This is a genomic window from Caballeronia sp. NK8 (genome assembly GCF_018408855.1).
Taxonomy (GTDB): domain Bacteria; phylum Pseudomonadota; class Gammaproteobacteria; order Burkholderiales; family Burkholderiaceae; genus Caballeronia.
Map to the genome: position 1 here is coordinate 670,540 of NZ_AP024325.1, position 16,541 is coordinate 687,080.

At 61.8% G+C, this 16,541-nt stretch carries 13 protein-coding genes and 3 pseudogenes; 9 read left to right on the forward strand and 7 right to left on the reverse strand.

Annotation, left to right across the window (positions count from 1 at the left end):
* Positions 1-118: 118 nt before the first annotated feature.
* From NK8_RS28465 to NK8_RS28490, 6 genes and pseudogenes are all read right to left on the reverse strand, one after another.
* On the reverse strand, positions 119-1,477 hold the full coding sequence (locus tag NK8_RS28465; RefSeq protein WP_213233090.1) for an epoxide hydrolase family protein: 1,359 nt from the start codon (positions 1,475-1,477) through the stop codon (positions 119-121).
* 340 nt (positions 1,478-1,817) lie between these two features.
* Positions 1,818-2,987, reverse strand: a complete 1,170-nt coding sequence (locus tag NK8_RS28470) for an MFS transporter (RefSeq protein ID WP_213233091.1) — start codon at positions 2,985-2,987, stop codon at positions 1,818-1,820.
* Positions 2,988-3,235: 248 nt separating this feature from the next.
* Positions 3,236-3,808, reverse strand: a pseudogene (locus NK8_RS28475) (MFS transporter); the annotation flags it as partial.
* Position 3,809: 1 nt separating this feature from the next.
* A complete protein-coding gene (locus NK8_RS28480; RefSeq protein ID WP_213233092.1) occupies positions 3,810-5,045 on the reverse strand; it encodes a patatin-like phospholipase family protein in 1,236 nt (411 codons plus the stop codon).
* A gap of 9 nt (positions 5,046-5,054) precedes the next feature.
* Positions 5,055-5,837, reverse strand: coding sequence for a 3-hydroxybutyrate dehydrogenase (locus tag NK8_RS28485; protein ID WP_213233093.1), 783 nt, complete (start codon positions 5,835-5,837; stop codon positions 5,055-5,057).
* 20 nt (positions 5,838-5,857) lie between these two features.
* Positions 5,858-6,656 (reverse strand): annotated as a pseudogene (locus NK8_RS28490) (acetoacetate decarboxylase).
* 185 nt (positions 6,657-6,841) lie between these two features.
* Here NK8_RS28490 and NK8_RS43440 point away from each other — a divergent pair.
* Complete coding sequence (locus NK8_RS43440) at positions 6,842-7,201, forward strand: hypothetical protein (protein WP_213233094.1); 360 nt, start codon at positions 6,842-6,844, stop codon at positions 7,199-7,201.
* A 210-nt stretch (positions 7,202-7,411) separates the two neighbouring features.
* On the opposite strand, the gene NK8_RS28500 is transcribed toward NK8_RS43440, so the two are convergent.
* Positions 7,412-8,164: a response regulator transcription factor gene (locus NK8_RS28500; RefSeq protein ID WP_213233095.1), complete on the reverse strand. Its 753-nt coding sequence runs from the start codon at positions 8,162-8,164 to the stop codon at positions 7,412-7,414.
* 433 nt (positions 8,165-8,597) lie between these two features.
* Between NK8_RS28500 and NK8_RS28505 the strand changes: the two genes are divergently transcribed.
* The 8 genes and pseudogenes from NK8_RS28505 (at position 8,598) to NK8_RS28540 (ending at position 16,519) form a co-directional block, all read left to right on the forward strand.
* Positions 8,598-9,452 carry a CPBP family intramembrane glutamic endopeptidase gene (locus NK8_RS28505; RefSeq protein ID WP_213233096.1) on the forward strand — a complete coding sequence of 285 codons (855 nt, stop codon included), beginning with the start codon at positions 8,598-8,600 and terminating at the stop codon, positions 9,450-9,452.
* 243 nt (positions 9,453-9,695) lie between these two features.
* A pseudogene (locus NK8_RS28510) lies at positions 9,696-10,481 on the forward strand (ISNCY family transposase); the annotation flags it as partial.
* Between the two features lie 383 nt (positions 10,482-10,864).
* Positions 10,865-11,077, forward strand: coding sequence for a hypothetical protein (locus NK8_RS28515; protein WP_213233097.1), 213 nt, complete (start codon positions 10,865-10,867; stop codon positions 11,075-11,077).
* A gap of 347 nt (positions 11,078-11,424) precedes the next feature.
* Complete coding sequence (locus NK8_RS28520; RefSeq protein WP_213233098.1) at positions 11,425-12,396, forward strand: AraC family transcriptional regulator; 972 nt, start codon at positions 11,425-11,427, stop codon at positions 12,394-12,396.
* Between the two features lie 133 nt (positions 12,397-12,529).
* Positions 12,530-13,588, forward strand: coding sequence for a sugar ABC transporter substrate-binding protein (locus tag NK8_RS28525; protein ID WP_213233099.1), 1,059 nt, complete (start codon positions 12,530-12,532; stop codon positions 13,586-13,588).
* Positions 13,589-13,650: 62 nt separating this feature from the next.
* Positions 13,651-14,454 carry an ATP-binding cassette domain-containing protein gene (locus NK8_RS28530; protein WP_035498315.1) on the forward strand — a complete coding sequence of 268 codons (804 nt, stop codon included), beginning with the start codon at positions 13,651-13,653 and terminating at the stop codon, positions 14,452-14,454.
* A gap of 27 nt (positions 14,455-14,481) precedes the next feature.
* The gene (locus NK8_RS28535; RefSeq protein WP_213233100.1) at positions 14,482-15,765 is read left to right on the forward strand and encodes a sugar ABC transporter permease; all 1,284 of its coding nucleotides are present in this window, start codon (positions 14,482-14,484) and stop codon (positions 15,763-15,765) included.
* A gap of 25 nt (positions 15,766-15,790) precedes the next feature.
* The gene (locus tag NK8_RS28540) at positions 15,791-16,519 is read left to right on the forward strand and encodes an SDR family oxidoreductase (protein WP_213233101.1); all 729 of its coding nucleotides are present in this window, start codon (positions 15,791-15,793) and stop codon (positions 16,517-16,519) included.
* Positions 16,520-16,541 lie beyond the last annotated feature (22 nt).

Genomic DNA, 16,541 nt, shown 5'->3' on the forward strand with positions numbered 1-16,541 from the left:
AACGCCTCGTAGATGAAAGCGAGCCGCTCGAAGCGAGCGTCGGGCATGATGGGCCAGAACGATGCGAACGATCGGATGTTTGATGACGACTCCGTATCCAGCTTCGAGCGCCGTCGAGCTATGTGCGCAATGACCTCAATCCAGCGCGCACTTCCTCGACAAACAGGTCCGGCTGTTCCCACGCCGCGAAGTGTCCGCCCCTGTCGAGCCGGTTGTACCAGATGAGGTTGTGATACGCGCGCTCTGTCCAGCTTCGCGGCGCCTGATAGTTCTCGCGCGGAAATACGCTCACCGCGGCGGGAACCGCCACATCGGCGGCGGCGAGGAAGTTGAAATGCGATTCCCAGTAGAAGCGCGCCGAGGAGACGCCGGTGTTCGTCAGCCAGTAGAGCGTGATGTCGTCGAGCACGTCGTCGCGCGTCATCGCACCTGACGATTCTCCGTTGACGGTGTGCCCGAACACTGCCGAAGTCAGCGCGGCAGCGGGCTGCACATAACCGTCACCGTGATCGAGCAGCCAGCCCGCCAGACCGATGGGCGAATCCGCGATGCCATACAGCGTTTGCGGACGCGTTCCCATTTCCAGCGCGTATGCGCGGCGTTTCCTCGCGGCGCTGGCGAGCTGGTCATACGCATGCTTCTCTTCATCGTCGAGGCCCACGGACGGCGCATCGCCGGCTTGCAGCGCTTTGGCGATATCGGCGGGAACGGTCGCCGGGAAGTTGACGTGAATGCCGAGCAGTTCAGGTGGCCTCTGCTTGCCCATTACGTTCGCCACCACGCCACCGAGATCGCCGCCTTGCGCCGCGAACTTGTCGTATCCGAGCCGTTTCATGAGAGTCACCCACGCGCGTGCGGTGCGCTCGGGTCCCCAGCCGGTAGTGAGTGGCTTGCCGGAGAATCCATAGCCCGGCAGAGAAGGAATGACCAGATGAAAAGCATCCGACGAACTCGCGCCGTGCGCGGTCGGATTGATCAGCGGATCGATGATCTTGAATTGTTCGATCACTGAACCGGGCCATCCATGTGTAACGATTAGCGGCATCGCATTCTCATGCTTCGAGCGGACGTGAATGAAGTGGATGTCGAGTCCGTCGATTTCGGTGATGAAATTCGGATAACCGTTCAGTTTCGCCTCGCACTTGCGCCAGTCGTAATCCGACGACCAGTGACGCGCGAGTTCCTGCATCATCGCGAGCGGCACGCCTTGTGAATCGTCAGACACGGTTTCGCGTTCCGGCCATCGGGTCGCCCTGATTCGTCGTCGCAAATCGATGAGTTGCGCCTCGGGAACGTTCACGTGAAGCGGACGAATCGCGTCCTTGTCGCCATTCGCGGCCTTCGTCACCGAAACAATCGATGATTCCTTTTCGGCAAAAGCGAGCTGACTCAACGATGCTGCCGCGACGCTGGCCGCCGCGGCCCCAACGAAGCGGCGGCGTGATGGTGACTGCGGAAGGGCTTTGTTATCTGACATGAGAACTCCTGAGGAGGAGGATGATGCTATCGACGCGTTTGGAGAAATGCGCGATTCAGCGCTTTACAACGATAGGTCTGCTCGCCTCGTTTTGCATTTGCAATACCCCGGTGTCCTGTTACTGACGATGTTCGAGTGCGGCGCGCGATTGGAAGTATTGAAGCGTGCAGTCGTATCCCGCACGTGTCGAAGACGAGGCGTTGTGTAAGCGCGCGTATCCGCTGGTGCGGTAGATACGTTGCGATACAGATGGGCCGTGCTGGCTCAGCCAGAATGAGTGGGCGGGAAGGGGTAGCTCTCGCTGCGGCGGCCGGCCCGAACTGAATCGCGCAAAGGGATTTCAGGCGCGCGACAATGTGTCGATGCCACGCCGGTCACGCAGGATCGCAAGCAACAGGGCCGTGATGCCGCACAGGGTGATGAGCGTCATCAGCGCACCCGGGCCTATATGGACCAGCACCCAGGCGCCGAGTGCCGGGAAGCCGAACACGCCGACAAAATACGAAGCGACGAACCATGTCAGCGCGGCGTGACGGTGGCCTGCATCGGAGTCGTTGACCACCTGCGTCTCGATCACCGGATAGACGAGTCCGAAGCCGGTGCCGAGCAACACCGCGCTCGCGGAATGAAACATTACGTGATAGGGCACCGCGAACGTCGCGAGGATGCCGAGCACCATGAGCGTGAGCAGGACTTTCGTCGCCGCCTCCCGGCGCGCACGAATCACGAATTGCCCGAGCAGCCAGCGCGTGGCGGCAACCGTCACGGCGTAGACGCTGAAGAACGTGCCCGCATGCGCGCCCGTGCCTTGCATGAGCGACATCTGGAAGGTCATCAGGCCCGAGAACACGCACGCGCCCAGCGCGATCATCACGATCGGATAGACTGCGCGCGTGTGGAATATCGCGTGAACATTGCGCAGCCCTTGTTTCTGAACTGGCGATAGTCGCTTGCACGGCGCAGTCCTGCCGAAGCTTTCCAGCATCAGCGCGCCGATCACGCAGAGGCCGCCGATCAGGTACAGCACGCTGTTGACGGGCCAGTGCCAGTAGCGGATCGTGAGCGCCGCGAGTCCCGGTCCGCCGGTCATGCCCGTCATCTGGAACGTACCAAGGCGCAGAAACCAGCGGCCACGATCGGAATCGCTCGTGCGCTCGGCCAGCGCCATCGGCGCGGCCAGATAGAAGGAGCCCCAGCCGAAGCCCATGAAAAAACCGGGCAGCACGTTCAGCGGGCTCACGCGCTCGACGAACCCGAAACCCGCCAGCCCCAACGCGATGAACAGTGCGGACAGCGCAGTCATGCGCGCGGCGCCGACGTGCCGGGCAAGCCAGCCGACGAGCAAGATGCCGCCAAAGGTGCCGAGCATCGCGCCTGCGAGCGCCTCTCCGGTATCGAGATCATTTCCGCCGAGGAGCTTGAAATGCATCGAGAGAAGAAAGGTTGCGCCATACCCGCAGGCGGTAAGCAAAGTACCGGTCAGCACGAGAAGAGCGCTGGATGCGTTCATGAGCGGCATCGACGAAAAAGTTAGCGCGACTGGATCAGTCTCCGACTCATGATCGCACGACGGCAAGGAACTTGCGGAGATCGAGGCGGCTCGAGGGATAGAGACAACTCCACGATTTAATACTCAGCTAACTTCACGCCAATACGCTGGCCTATATCGAAACGCTCCGGAAAGAGTCGACACGACTTTCCAGCGAATGACTCGATATGGATCGAGCGGTTCCTTGGAATACCTGGTAAATGCGCTGAACTCAATACACGTGCGCCGATCCGTTGCACCACGGCGGGCGACGTTAGCGGCCCCGCCAGAAAGCCGAGCGCAAACGGCATGATCGCGATGCCCGATGCAAGCGGCGACCAATGCAGTCCGGTTTGCAGATAGATGCCCTAAAGGAGGAAGAAAGCGCTGTTGCAATAAAACAGGAACGACAGCAATAGCCCGAGTGAAAAGGCCGGATTGCGGAAGAGCCGCAGATCGACCAGCGGATCACGGCGTTTTGCCTGAGCGTGGCGCTCGGTCCGGACGAACCACGCGCAAGCCGGCGCGACCAGCGCGGACATGACGAGCGTTCAGGCAGGCCATCCGGCCTCACGGCCATGCGTCAGCGGATAGATCACGAGCAGCAGCATCAGCGACAGTGGCATCACGCCCGCCATGTCGACCCGGGTCCGCACAGCGGGCCGGCTTTCGGGCAGGAAGTACCACGCTCCGATAAAGGCGAGCAGGCCGACAGGCACGTTGAGTAGAAAGATGCTGCGCCAGTCGAGTCCGAAAGGGGGGGACGTGATGAGTGCTCCGCCGCCGAGTTGCCCGGCGATGGCTTCACGCGCGCAGCGCTCGCCCCAACGCGTGCTCGCCTTTCGTACGAAGGTGCGCCTCTACCCGATGCACATCGTGCGTGACGAAGCCATGTTCGCGGCTCGGAATATCGAACCAGTCGCGATGCGCAAGCGAGTTACGGCAATCGTCCAGACCCGTCTGCCAATGTTCGCGCATCGTATCGAAACTGAACTCGAAGTCCTTCGAGCTGCCTTCGTACGACTTGTTCTTGTAGATCAGATGCACGACGTTGATCGAACTGCCGTCGGCGGCCGCTTTGGCGATACGGAAGATCGGGTCGGTCTTCGCGACATTCTCCGGCACATGCTTGAGCACTTCCTTGAGAAGCCGCGCGTGTTTCTGCCGGTCGGCGAGCAGGTCAGTGATCGCGCGTGTGCGGCTCGAGTACTGGATGTCCTTGGTGCGTTCTGAAATGTCGAGGAAATCAACGGGCGTCTTGCCGCGCGCGCTCCATAGATCGACCTGAAAAATCAGGGAATTCTTGTGCTCGGCCTCCGCGAGGATTTCGGTGAGCGGCGTATTCGACACGAGGCCGCCGTCCCAGTAGTACTCGCCGTCGATCTCGATAGCCGGAAAGCCCGGCGGCAATGCGCCCGACGCCATGAAATGCTCCGGCACCAGGCGGATTCTCGTATTGTCGAAATAGACGAGATTCCCGGTGCGCACGTTCACCGCGCCCACGGACACCCGAATCGGACCATCGTTGATGCGATCGAAGTCGGCGTAATTCAGCAGGGTGGCCTTGAGCGCCGCGGTGTCGTAATAGCTGACACGGGCGGGATCGAGCCGGTCGAGACCCGCGAGCGGCAACGGGATGCGCGGCACGAAGAAGCCCGGCTGGCCTTCCGCCAGAGCGCGTCCTGCCGCCCAGTTGCTGGTCCACTTGCGTACGAGCTCATTCAGGCCCGCGTACGGCAACATCAACGCGCCGGCATTCGCGACCCAGTCGCGCGGCCGGCAGATCGCATTCCAGAATCCGTGCAGCGCTCTCACGCGGTCCTCCGGCGCATTGCCGGCGATGATCGCTGTATTCAGCGCGCCGATCGACACGCCCGCAATCCACGTCGGCTCGATGCGCGCTTCGGCGAGACTTTCGACCACGCCGGCCTGATACGAGCCCAGCGCGCCGCCGCCCTGCAGAACGAGTGCTATCTCATCGTAGCGCGGCATCGCGAACTCATCGGACGGCCGGCTGATTTCCTTTAGTTCGTTGCGCATGGGTCACCCTTATTTCATTTCCCAGCCGTGGCTCACGATGATCGACTGGCCCGTCAGCGCGGACGATTCGAAACCCGCGAGAAAGGCCACGGTGTTCGCGACGTCTTCGACCGTGGTGAATTCGCCGTCGACGGTTTCCTTCAGCATCACGTTCTTCACGACGTCCTGCTCGGAGATGCCAAGTTCTTTCGCCTGCTCGGGGATCTGCTTTTCCACGAGCGGCGTGCGCACGAAACCGGGACACACGACGTTCGCGCGAACCCTGCGTGGACCGCCTTCCTTGGCGACGACACGGGCAAGACCCAGCAAGCCGTGCTTGGCCGTGACGTACGCCGACTTCAGCTTCGACGCTTCATGCGAGTGCACCGAGCCCATATAGATGATCGAGCCGCCGCGCTTGCTGTCGTACATGTGTCTGATAGCGGCCTTGGTGGTCAGGAACGCGCCGTCGAGATGAATGGCGAGCATCTTCTTCCAGTCGGCGAATGCGTACGCTTCGACCGGTGCGACGATCTGAATGCCCGCGTTCGACACGAGCACGTCGATGCTGCCGAGTTCCTTCACCGTGCGCTCGATGCCTGCGTTGACGGCTTCTTCGCTCGTCACGTCCATCGAGACGGCGATCGCCTTGCCGCCGCTTTCGACGATGCTCGCAGCTACCTTTTGCGCATTCGCGAGATTCAGATCGGCGATGACGACCGCTGCGCCCAGGCTCGCGAGCTTGCGCGCGCATTGCTCGCCGATACCGCTGGCTGCGCCCGTCACGAGCGCGACTTTGTCTTGCAGAGACATGTTGATTTCCTTTATCCGGATCAGACAGCGTGGAGGGAGGATTCCCGCGCGTGTTTCGCGTGTTGCGTGTTCTGCGCGAGATAGTCGAAGGCCACTTCGCCGATATCGAGCGTGAGATCGGCAATGACGTGGCGCGCGGCGACCACGCGCTTTACCGGCAGGTCGGCGACCGGCGCGAGCGCATGTGCGTGGAGTTCGAGGGCGGCGGGGCCGCTCCATGCACCGAGCACGGTGACGTCGCGCAGAAAGAAGCGCACGAGCTCGCAGACGCGCACGCTGCCGTCGACGTGCGGAATAACCTTCAGCAGATAGTTGGGCGTGTCGGCGAGCTTCGCGCGCTCCGCCTCGATGTTGAGCGCGTGATGCTTGTAGCCCATCGTGCCCGTCGCCACGCGTTGCGTGCCGTAGTCGAGCGTGCCGAGCAGCGTATCGTTACCGTCGACGCCGAGCGTCGGGCGCGCGAGCTTCTTCGGAAAGCCCCAGATTTCACGTCCGCCGGCAATCGGACCCTCGTCGTCGAGGTACATCGAGTGCGTGTAGTTCGCGAGGCGCCCGTCCATGTCGCGCACGGAAATCACCTGACCGCTTTTCCGTGTAGTCGCCGAAGCCCGACGAATCCGGCATGCGGATGAATTCATAATGGACGAGCGCGTTCTCGGGCCGCAGCGGCTCCGGCACGATGGCGCGTAACGCGTCCATATCGGTTTCGTAGGAGATGATGAAGTATTCGCGATTGCAGAACCGGAACGGCGGGCGCGGATAGGCCGGATTGTGAAACGGCATTGCGAAGGCGGACTGGCGGATGGAGTCGATGTCCATGTGATCTCTTCATGTGGGAGGGAAGGGAACCACCCGCGCTGCGCGTTTCATTCGCTGCGCGTGGAAGGCTTGGTGTAGTCATGTTGAGCCAGCAGAGTTAGCGCGGAATTATTTGTCGCTGCTAACGCCATGCTGGATAGCGCAGAACCACGTTACAGCGCACAGGGCGCCTGTCGCTCAAGTCGATGAAGGCGCTTTATCAGAATTCGCGATTGCGCCCGTCAATCTTTTGCTTGTTGTGGGAGAAGCCGCCAATTGAGAGTGGCATAGCCGGCTTGACGACGCAGGAGGGCGCGGAGGCGTGCGAGCACCTCGCGAACATCGAACGGTTTGAGTATGCAATCGTCCGCGCCAATATCGAGAATATGCACGCGCGCCTCAGGATCGCCGGATATGTTGAAGGTCAGTACCGGCACCTTGTTGCCCGACTCTCGCGACGCTCGGGGCAGTTCGAGAGCGCCGCCGCACATCAGGCCCAGATCGAGCAGGACAACAGTATAGTAAGCAGCGCCGATGGCGAGCCTGCCGGCGCGCGCGTCGCATGATATTTCTTCTGAGTTACGGCCTTCTGGCCGCCGTTCAAGAAATCTGGGTTCAGTCCAATAAATTCGGCCTCCGAATATATTCGATCAGTCATCCCAGAAGATGTGCCCGTTGCCGCCTGGGTTGATGCGATCAGTCGAGCAAATGTAGTGTAGATAGATCGATCGATTGCTTTAGTCTGTCCTGCCGAAATAGGACAGACATGTCGCAGGTCAGCCGATCAGCGCTGTCAGTGCAACAAGTTCGCGTTGCGTGGCGATGCCCAGCTTCGCGAATGCGCGCTGCTTGTAGGTGACGACGCTCGCTGGCGACAGAGCGAGCATGGCGCCCGCAGTTTTGGCCGTCTCGCCACCCCCGAGCAGTCTGGCCACCGAGCGTTCACGTTCGGACAGCACGGTGTGCCATTTGACCGACAATTCGCGCGATATGCGTGGCGTCGCCAACAGCCTCAAGTGAATGGACACGAGCGAGACCAGCAGGTCAGCGAATCCGGTAATGCGAGTTTTGTCTTCGTCGCTGAAACGACCCATCTCGGTTGAGCGATAGAGGCTGAGAAAGGCCGTGTTGTCCAAGTCCGGCACGATGATCGACAACTTGTCCACCAGGCCCGGTTCGAGAAAGAAACGCTCGTAATAGGTTTCGTCGAATTGGCGTTCGGGCATCAGCGAACGCATGACCGGTTTGGCTGACGGCGTGGCTCCGGAGGTGACGAACTCATGCACAAGCGGATCGTCGCGATAGCAGCCACCGACATATGCCTCCGTCAAACGTTCGCCGGCACTCTTGCGTCGGCTTGCGAACGCAGACAGTTCCGCATGGCGCGTCCTGACGTTGACCAGCACGCAATGATCGACATCAACCAGTCCTTGAAGCGCATCGATAAGGCCGAAGCCGAATTCGTTCGTGCCTGCCGCGCGAACACAATGGGAGAAGGGGAGGATGCCTGCACAGTCTCGCGCGTTCATAGTTAGCTCAGCCTTGAAAACGATGCCGTGTGATCGCGCTCGAAGAGCATGAGCCGATTGCCGGTTGAGCGCCGGGCGGCAATCGCGCGTGAGCAGTTCGGCTAGACTGTGCCGCAACAATTCGAAAGGATTAGCTCACGCAATTGAACTTAAAGAGTCAATACCTATATAAGTCCACTTGCATACCACTTATAGGGTGGACGCCATACTAAAGACCTCAAATCTGTGCGTCTTGTCGAATTATCCCTTCAGAGGTGACGATTTCGGCATAGGCGCGAGAATTACGTTCTTCGATTGGTTCACGCTGGTACTAGACGTGCCGCGACGCAAACAATGGCGCGAACGTTCAGCTCTGCAAGTCGGCACTCAACCCGCTGATCACACGAAGACTGCATCATTCACGCCTCGTCCGACCCGCTGAAGGGACAAGTTCATGATCGCCGTGCCTTTCATCGCGCTTGCTCTTGCTGTTCCCGCAGTGTGGTCACCGGCGGCGCGGTGGCTCGCGCCGAGCCTGCTCGCGGTTGGGTATGGCGCAGCATTCGTTAATGGTCAACTGGACCCGCTCGCCGCAGTACCGCTCGTGCTGTTGCTGGTGGCGGCGTATGCAGTCGGGCCGCATCGCAAAGAGTGGATGCGTTGTTTGGGTCACGCATTGTTCATTGCGCTGGCCCTTGCGTTGAGCATGCACTGGGTGCCGGGTTTCCATAACCCGCGCGTCATTGGACCCGAGCGTTTTACAGCGGATGCCGTGCCGTTCACAATGTTTCTGAATCTCGACAAGCCGCTCGTCGGTTTCTGGCTGCTGTTGGCTTTGCCCTGGACGCGTCCGCGCCACAAAGCGCTGACATCTTTGAAAGCGGGGATGGCGAGTTTGGCGGGCACGACCAGCGCCTGTTTGATTCTCGCGCTCGTGCTCGGAATCGTGAGATGGGAACCGAAGTGGCCTACGTCCACTTGGCTCTTCATGCTCAATAACCTGTTGCTCGTCACGCTGACTGAAGAAGCACTGTTCAGAGGCTATCTCCAGGGTGGATTGTCGCGGTTGCTCAAGCGCTTCGCTCACGCTGACATGATTGCGCTGTTCATTGCCGCGGCTGTATTCGGTCTCGCGCATTTTCCAGGCGGGTGGCATTGGATCGTGCTGACGAGCGTCGCGGGCATCGGCTATGGACTGGCGTATCGCTTCGGCGGCTTGCCCGCCGCGATCTTCGCGCACTTCGGGCTGAACGCGGCGCACTTCCTCCTTTTCACTTACCCGATGCTTCAGGCGCCCGGAGCGTCGTGAAGAAGCGAGTCAAGTGACGGAGCCGCCGGTTGATCGACCAGAGAGCAACGCTGGCGGGCCACGCGAGCGAGATGGAATTCGATGGAACGCTTGTTTCGCCCTTGGTAACTTGACATAACGAAAGTTATCAAACAAAAATTTGTCAGAGCTTTTTAGTAATGTCGGGTTTGAGCTCATTAGAAATGTCCGGTTTTGTCCCTTGAAGGCGCACGCTGAGCGCAAGCGTCTTCAAGGGGCTCCACCATGAACGAGCGTGGTTTCATCACGGCGACTATGCACGAACTCGAACGCATCAAAGTGATCGAGGCGGTCTGCGAGCATCGGCTGACGATGGTGCGGGCTGCCGAGCGACTGGGCCTGTGCGAGCGCCAGATCAGCCGTCTGGCTCGCCGCTATGCCGCGAGTGGTCCGGCGGGGTTGATCTCGGGCAAGCGCGGACAGCCGAGTAATCGCGAATTACCCGTCGACCTGCGCGCCCGGGCAATGGCGCTGGTGCGCGAGCGCTATGCCGATTTTGGTCCGACGCTCGCCTGCGAGAAGCTGCGTGAATGTCACAACATCGAGTTGGGCAAGGAAACGGTACGGCGCTGGATGCGCGATGCCGGGCTCTGGATTCCGCGCAAGCAGCGTCCACCGACGCTACACCAGCCGAGGAACCGCCGATCGTGTCTGGGTGAACTGATTCAGATCGATGGCAGCGATCATCGCTGGTTCGAGGATCGCGCACCGGCTTGCACGCTGCTGGTGTTTATCGACGACGCCACCAGCCGGCTGATGCTGCTGCATTTCACGCGCAGCGAGTCGACTTTCAGCTACTTCGAGGCCACGCGCGCGTACATCGAGCGCCATGGCAAGCCAGGCGCGTTCTATAGCGACAAGTTCACGGTGTTTCGCAATGCGCGCGCGGGCAAGACCGGCAACCCCATGACGCAATTTGGCCGGGCCATGTACGAGCTCAACATCGACACCTTCTGCGCCAATTCGAGCCCGGCCAAGGGTCGCGTGGAACGCGCGCATCTGACCTTGCAGGGTGCCGTGTCAGTAAAAACAGCTCGGCGGGCAGCAAACGGGGAAGTCGACGCACGCGCGCCCTGCCCGTTCGACCCTGCATCTTCAACACCGTGTGAGAGCAAAATCCTTGGATAGATACGACATCTGTATTTAGCCCGCACCCCGACATCTGTATTTGGCCGTGACATTTTCGAGTAAACGGCGGGGTCGAGGGCCAGTCATCGCCCATTTGAGGCAGCGCCCCGCGTCGCCCACCGGTGCGACGTTGTCCGTCCAATAGACGACATTCAGCCGGTGCCGATGAAGCCGCAGGCTACCGCTTTCAGATACTTGGCAAACCCGATTCGGACCCGTTCGCCCTGCTGGGGCAACTGGTCCAGAAGATGAAGCGGGCCTTAAACATGAAGCACCTACAAGCCAATGCTGGCCGCTTGCAAATCATGGACCTGATCGTTCGAGGCCGCGTTGAATGGAACGGCGATCAAGGCGCTAGTCAGCCAAGCGTGATCATCGACGGACGGCGCATCGAATGGAACGACCTCGGCGCGATGCTTTTGGCGTTCGAAGGATGGCAGTTCCGGCTTGAGATGCTTGACCCGAGCGACGAGGCTTGACGCCGGCGGGCGTTCGAGTTGTTGTTCGCCCATCTCGGGAGCAAGGAAAGCGCGTGGGGTCGTGCCGGCCCTGTCAGAACTCGTGATGCGTGAATCGTCCGGCGTTGTGGGCGCGAGTCCCGCTGGATAGCCGCACGCATCTCTGCGCGCATCGTCGCCCCTTGGCATGCTGCTGCTTTGCACAAAAGTTGACTTTCTCACGCTAAGGACTAACCCCGATGCAAGAAAGTATCAGTCCGCAGTGTTATTTTAAGTGGTGAGATGACACTGAAAGGGCTACTTTTCAGTCATGGCAAGACGCGATGAGACGCGCTGCGCAAAAGCACAAAAAGCCGTGGAGACGATGCATGACAGCAAACCGGGAGACGATCGCGCACAACGACGATGCCCGTCGCGCCAAAGCGACCGAGCCCGATCTGGAACTGGTCGCCGTCCCGCGCGATGAGTCGTTCAAGGTGTGGTCGCATGGCTATCCCTATCGCACCGTGCGCTGGCACTTTCATCCCGAGTACGAGATCCATCTCATCACCGCGACCACGGGCAAATACTTCGTCGGCGATCACATCGGCAATTTCGCGCCGGGCAATCTCGTGATGGTCGGATCGAATCTGCCGCACAACTGGGTCAGCAACGTTCCGGGCGGCGATCGCGTAGCCGAACGCTGCCTCGTGCTGCAATTCGATGCCGGATTCATCACGCGCGCGACCGAGGCTTTTCCGGAGTTCAAACGCATGGACCCGCTGCTCGATTCATCGCGCTGGGGCCTGCTCTTCACAGAGGAGACGGGCGCGGCCGCCGAACCGATCATGCGCGAGATGCTCGGCGCGCAAGGCATGCGGCGTATCGGGTTGCTGGCGGCGTTGTTCGAGTTGCTTGCCCACAGCGAGGAACCTCAAAGGCTCGCGAGCGCGGCATATCGCGCCGACCCCGACCGTTACGGCGAGACCCGCATCAATCATGTACTTTCATTCATCGGGAAGAATCTCTCGCAGGAGTTGCGCGAGACCGAACTGGCGGAGCTCGCCGGACAAAGCGCGAGCGCCTTCTCGCGGTATTTCCGCCGCCATACGGGCGTGCCGTTCGTCCAGTACGTGAACCGGCTGCGCATCAACCTGGCTTGCCAGTTGCTGATGTCGGATGAGCTGAGCGTCACCGATATCTGCTATCAGGTCGGCTTCAATAATCTTTCAAATTTCAATCGCCAGTTCCTGTTGCTCAAGCAGATGTCGCCGACGCGCTGGCGCACCTATCAACGGCTCAATGCCGCGAGCGCGGCTGATTCGAACGAACAGGTCGAGATGCCGGAAATCGCCGGCTAGTGTGCGGCGCAATGACGGCGTCGGGCATCCGATAACAGACTTCTTGAAAAGGATACCTAAGCTGTTCGAAAGCGCAAACGGTAGGCCAACACGGTAGTACGACACTCAAATCCCAAGAACTCGGAGACATGCAATGAAAAAGCTCTCAACCCAACTGGTCAGCGCGGGCGCGCTGAGTCTCGGCCTGTCGTGCAGCCTGCCGGCGCTGGCCGCGCCCAGCGGCACGGTTGCGTTCCTGATGCCCGATCAGGCCTCGACGCGCTACGAGCAACACGACTTTCCTGGCTTCAAGGCCGAAATGGCGAAACTTTGTCCGGATTGCAAGGTGCTCTATCAGAACGCCAATGCGGCCGTCGCGACGCAGCAGCAGCAGTTCAATTCCGTGATTGCGCAAGGCGCGAAGGTCATCGTCCTCGATCCGGTGGATTCCACGGCTGCCGCGTCGCTCGTCCATATGGCGCAGAGTCAGGGGATCAAGGTCATCGCCTATGACCGGCCCGTGCCGTCGACGCCGGCGGACTATTACGTTTCCTTCGATAACGAAGGCATCGGCAAGGCAATCGCCACGTCGCTCGTCGATCATCTCAAGGCGACGGACGTCGCGACCAGCAAGGGCGGCGTGCTCGAAGTCAACGGCTCGCCCACGGATGCGGCGGCGGGTCTCATCAAGAAGGGCATTCACACCGGTCTGCAAAGCGGCGGCTACAAGACCCTCGCGGAATACGACACGCCGGAATGGGCGCCGCCCAAGGCCCAGCAGTGGGTCAGCGGGCAGATCACGCGCTTCAGCTCGCAAATCGTCGGCGTGGTGGCGGCCAATGACGGCACCGCCGGCGGCACCATCGCGGCCTTCAAGGCGGCCGGCGTCAATCCCGTGCCGCCCGTGACCGGCAACGACGCGACCATCGCCGGCCTGCAACTCATCATCTCGGGCGACCAGTACAACACCATCCTCAAGCCGAGCGAGATCGTCGCGGCGGCGGCGGCGAAGGCGGCGGTCGGCTTTCTCTCGGGACAGGCGCCGAAGGGCGAAACCTCGCTCTTCAACACGCCGACGCAGTTGTTCAAGCCCTCGGTCATCACGGCGCAGAACCTGAAGGCCGAAGTGGTGGACAAGGGCTTCGCGAACGCAAAGGAGCTTTGCACGGACCGTTATGCGGACGGCTGCAAGAAGCTCGGCATCACGCACTGACCCGGACTGATCGCGGCGGAGCCCGGCTGCTCACGGGCTCCGCCGTACCCAAGAGGAACATCATGAATGCAATCCCCACTCCACACGCCGGGCGCGGCGAGCTGGTGCTGAGCCTGCGCGGCGTCTCGAAGCATTTCGGCGCGGTGTCGGCGCTCACCGACATCGAGCTCGACGTCCACGCCGGCGAAGTCGTCGCGCTGGTCGGCGACAACGGCGCGGGCAAATCGACGCTCGTCAAGATCCTCGCGGGCGTGCATCAGCCGAGCGCAGGCACGATCACCTTCGGCGGCAAGGAAGTCACGCTGTCGGATCCGGGCACGGCGCTCGACCTGGGTATCGCGACGGTCTTTCAGGACCTCGCGCTGTGCGAGAACCTGGATGTCGTCGCCAACATCTATCTCGGGCGCGAGCTCGCTCCCATGCGTCTCGACGAAGTGTCGATGGAAGTGCGCGCCTGGACGCTCTTGAACGAACTGTCCGCGCGCATTCCGAGCGTGCGCGACGTCGTCGCCTCGCTCTCGGGCGGACAGCGCCAGACCGTGGCAATCGCGCGTTCGCTGCTGCTCGACCCGAAGCTCATCATGCTCGACGAGCCGACGGCCGCGCTCGGCGTCGCGCAGACGGCCGAAGTGCTGAACCTGATCGAGCGCGTCCGCGATCGCGGCCACGCGGTCATCATGATCAGCCACAACATGGAGGACGTGCGCGCGGTCGCGGATCGCATCGTGGTGCTGCGGCTCGGCCGCAACAACGGCATCTTCTATCCCGATTCGTCGAACGCGGAGCTGGTGGCCGCGATCACCGGCGCGACCGAGAACGCCGTATCGCGCCGCGCCGGACGCCGTCAGGCTCAACAGGACGCATGAAACAGGACATCGGGTAAAGGATCGATCATGAGCAAGCACACTACGGGCAGCGCGCCGCCCGATACGCAAAGCGCGCCCCAGCCTTCCACCCTGCTCGACCGCAGCGACGTCCGCGTCAAGCACGCGAGCGGTGTCGGTGAAAGCGTTTCCGCGTTCGTCGACCGCGTGCGTTCCGGCGATCTCGGATCGCTGCCGGTCATCGCGGGTCTCATCATCATCTGGACCGTGTTCACGAGTCTGAACCCGGTGTTTCTGTCCGCCAACAATCTCGTGAACCTGTTGTTCGATTGTTCGACGGTTGGCGTCATTTCGCTCGGCATCGTCTGCGTGCTGCTGGTCGGCGAGATCGATCTGTCGGTGGGCTCGATGAGCGGCTTCGCCTCCGCGCTCGTCGGCACGCTGTGGGTCAATGAAGGCTGGCCGGTGCTGCTCGCGTGCGTTGCGGCAATCGTGGTGGGCGGCGCGATCGGCGCGCTGTACGCGTTGCTGCTCAACCGGCTCGGCATGCCGAGCTTCGTCTCGACGCTCGCGGGCCTGCTCGCGATTCTCGGGATGCAACTCTATGTGCTGGGCGCGAGCGGCTCCATCAACCTGCCGTATTCCACGACGATGGTGGACTTCGGACAATTGATGATCATCCCCGCGCTCGTCTCGCATGTGCTGGCGCTGCTGCCCGGCGTGACGATCCTCGTGCTCGGTCTGCGCACCCGCGCACGCCGTCAGGCCGCGCGGCTCTCCGCGCCGTCGATGGGCGGCCTGCTGGCGCGGGCCGTCGCGATCACCGTGTTTCTGGAGATCGTCGTCGCCTATCTCAACTCAGGGCGCGGCGTGCCGCTGATGTTCGGCGTCTTCCTCGGCCTCACCGTGCTCATGGACTACGCCCTGACGCGCACGCGCTGGGGCCGTTCGATGAACGCGGTCGGCGGCAACCGCGAGGCGGCGCGGCGCGCGGGCATCAAGGTCGCGAGCATCTATACGAGCGCGTTCGTGCTGTGTGCGAGTTTCGCCGCGCTCGGCGGCATACTCACCGCCGCCCGCCTCGCCTCCGCGAGCCAGCAGGCCGGCACCGGCGACGTCAACCTGAACGCCATCGCGGCGGCGGTGATCGGCGGGACGAGCCTGTTCGGCGGCCGCGGCAGCGCATATTCGGCGGTGCTCGGGATCATCGTGATCCAGTCGATCGCAAGCGGCCTCACGCTGCTGAATCTCTCTTCTTCGTTGCGCTTCATGATCACCGGCGCGGTGCTGGCCATCGCGGTGATCGTCGATTCGCTCGCCCGGCAATCTCGCGTGTCGCACGGTCGCGCCTGAGCGGACCCCCACAGGAGAATCGTCAATGTCAGTATCCATCGCGGGAAAAGTGGCCGCCATCACCGGCGCGGCGTCGGGCATCGGCCTGGAGTGCGCGCGCGTCCTGATCGAGGAAGGCGCGAAGGTCGTGCTGATCGATCGCGCTCAGGACCGGCTCGCGGCCTGCTGCGCGGAACTGGGCGCGAACGCGCTGCCTTTGTCCGTCGATTTGCTCAAGCCGGCCGAAGTCTCGGCGATCTTGCCGAAAATTCTCGATCTCGCCGGTGGCCTCGACATCTTTCACGCCAACGCGGGCGCGTATATCGGCGGCGAAATCGTGGACGGCAATCCGGACGAATGGGATCGCATGCTGAACCTGAACATCAACGCGGCGTTCCGCTCCGTGCACGCCATACTGCCGCATATGGTCGGGCAGAAATCGGGCGATATCGTGTTCACCAGTTCGATCGCGGGCATCGTGCCCGTCGTGTGGGAGCCGATCTACACCGCATCCAAATTCGCCGTGCAGGCGTTCGTGCACACCACGCGGCGTCAGGTCGCGAAACATGGCGTGCGCGTGGGCGCCGTCGCGCCCGGCCCGGTCGTCACCGCCCTGCTCGACGACTGGCCGAAAGCCAAGATGGAGGAAGCGCTCGCCTCCGGGAGCCTGATGCAGCCGCGAGAGGTCGCCGAAGCCGTGCTCTTCATGCTGACGCGTCCGCGAAACGTGACCATTCGCGATCTCGTGATCCTGCCCAACAGCGTCGATCTGTGACCACGCATCGGGCGGGCGATGG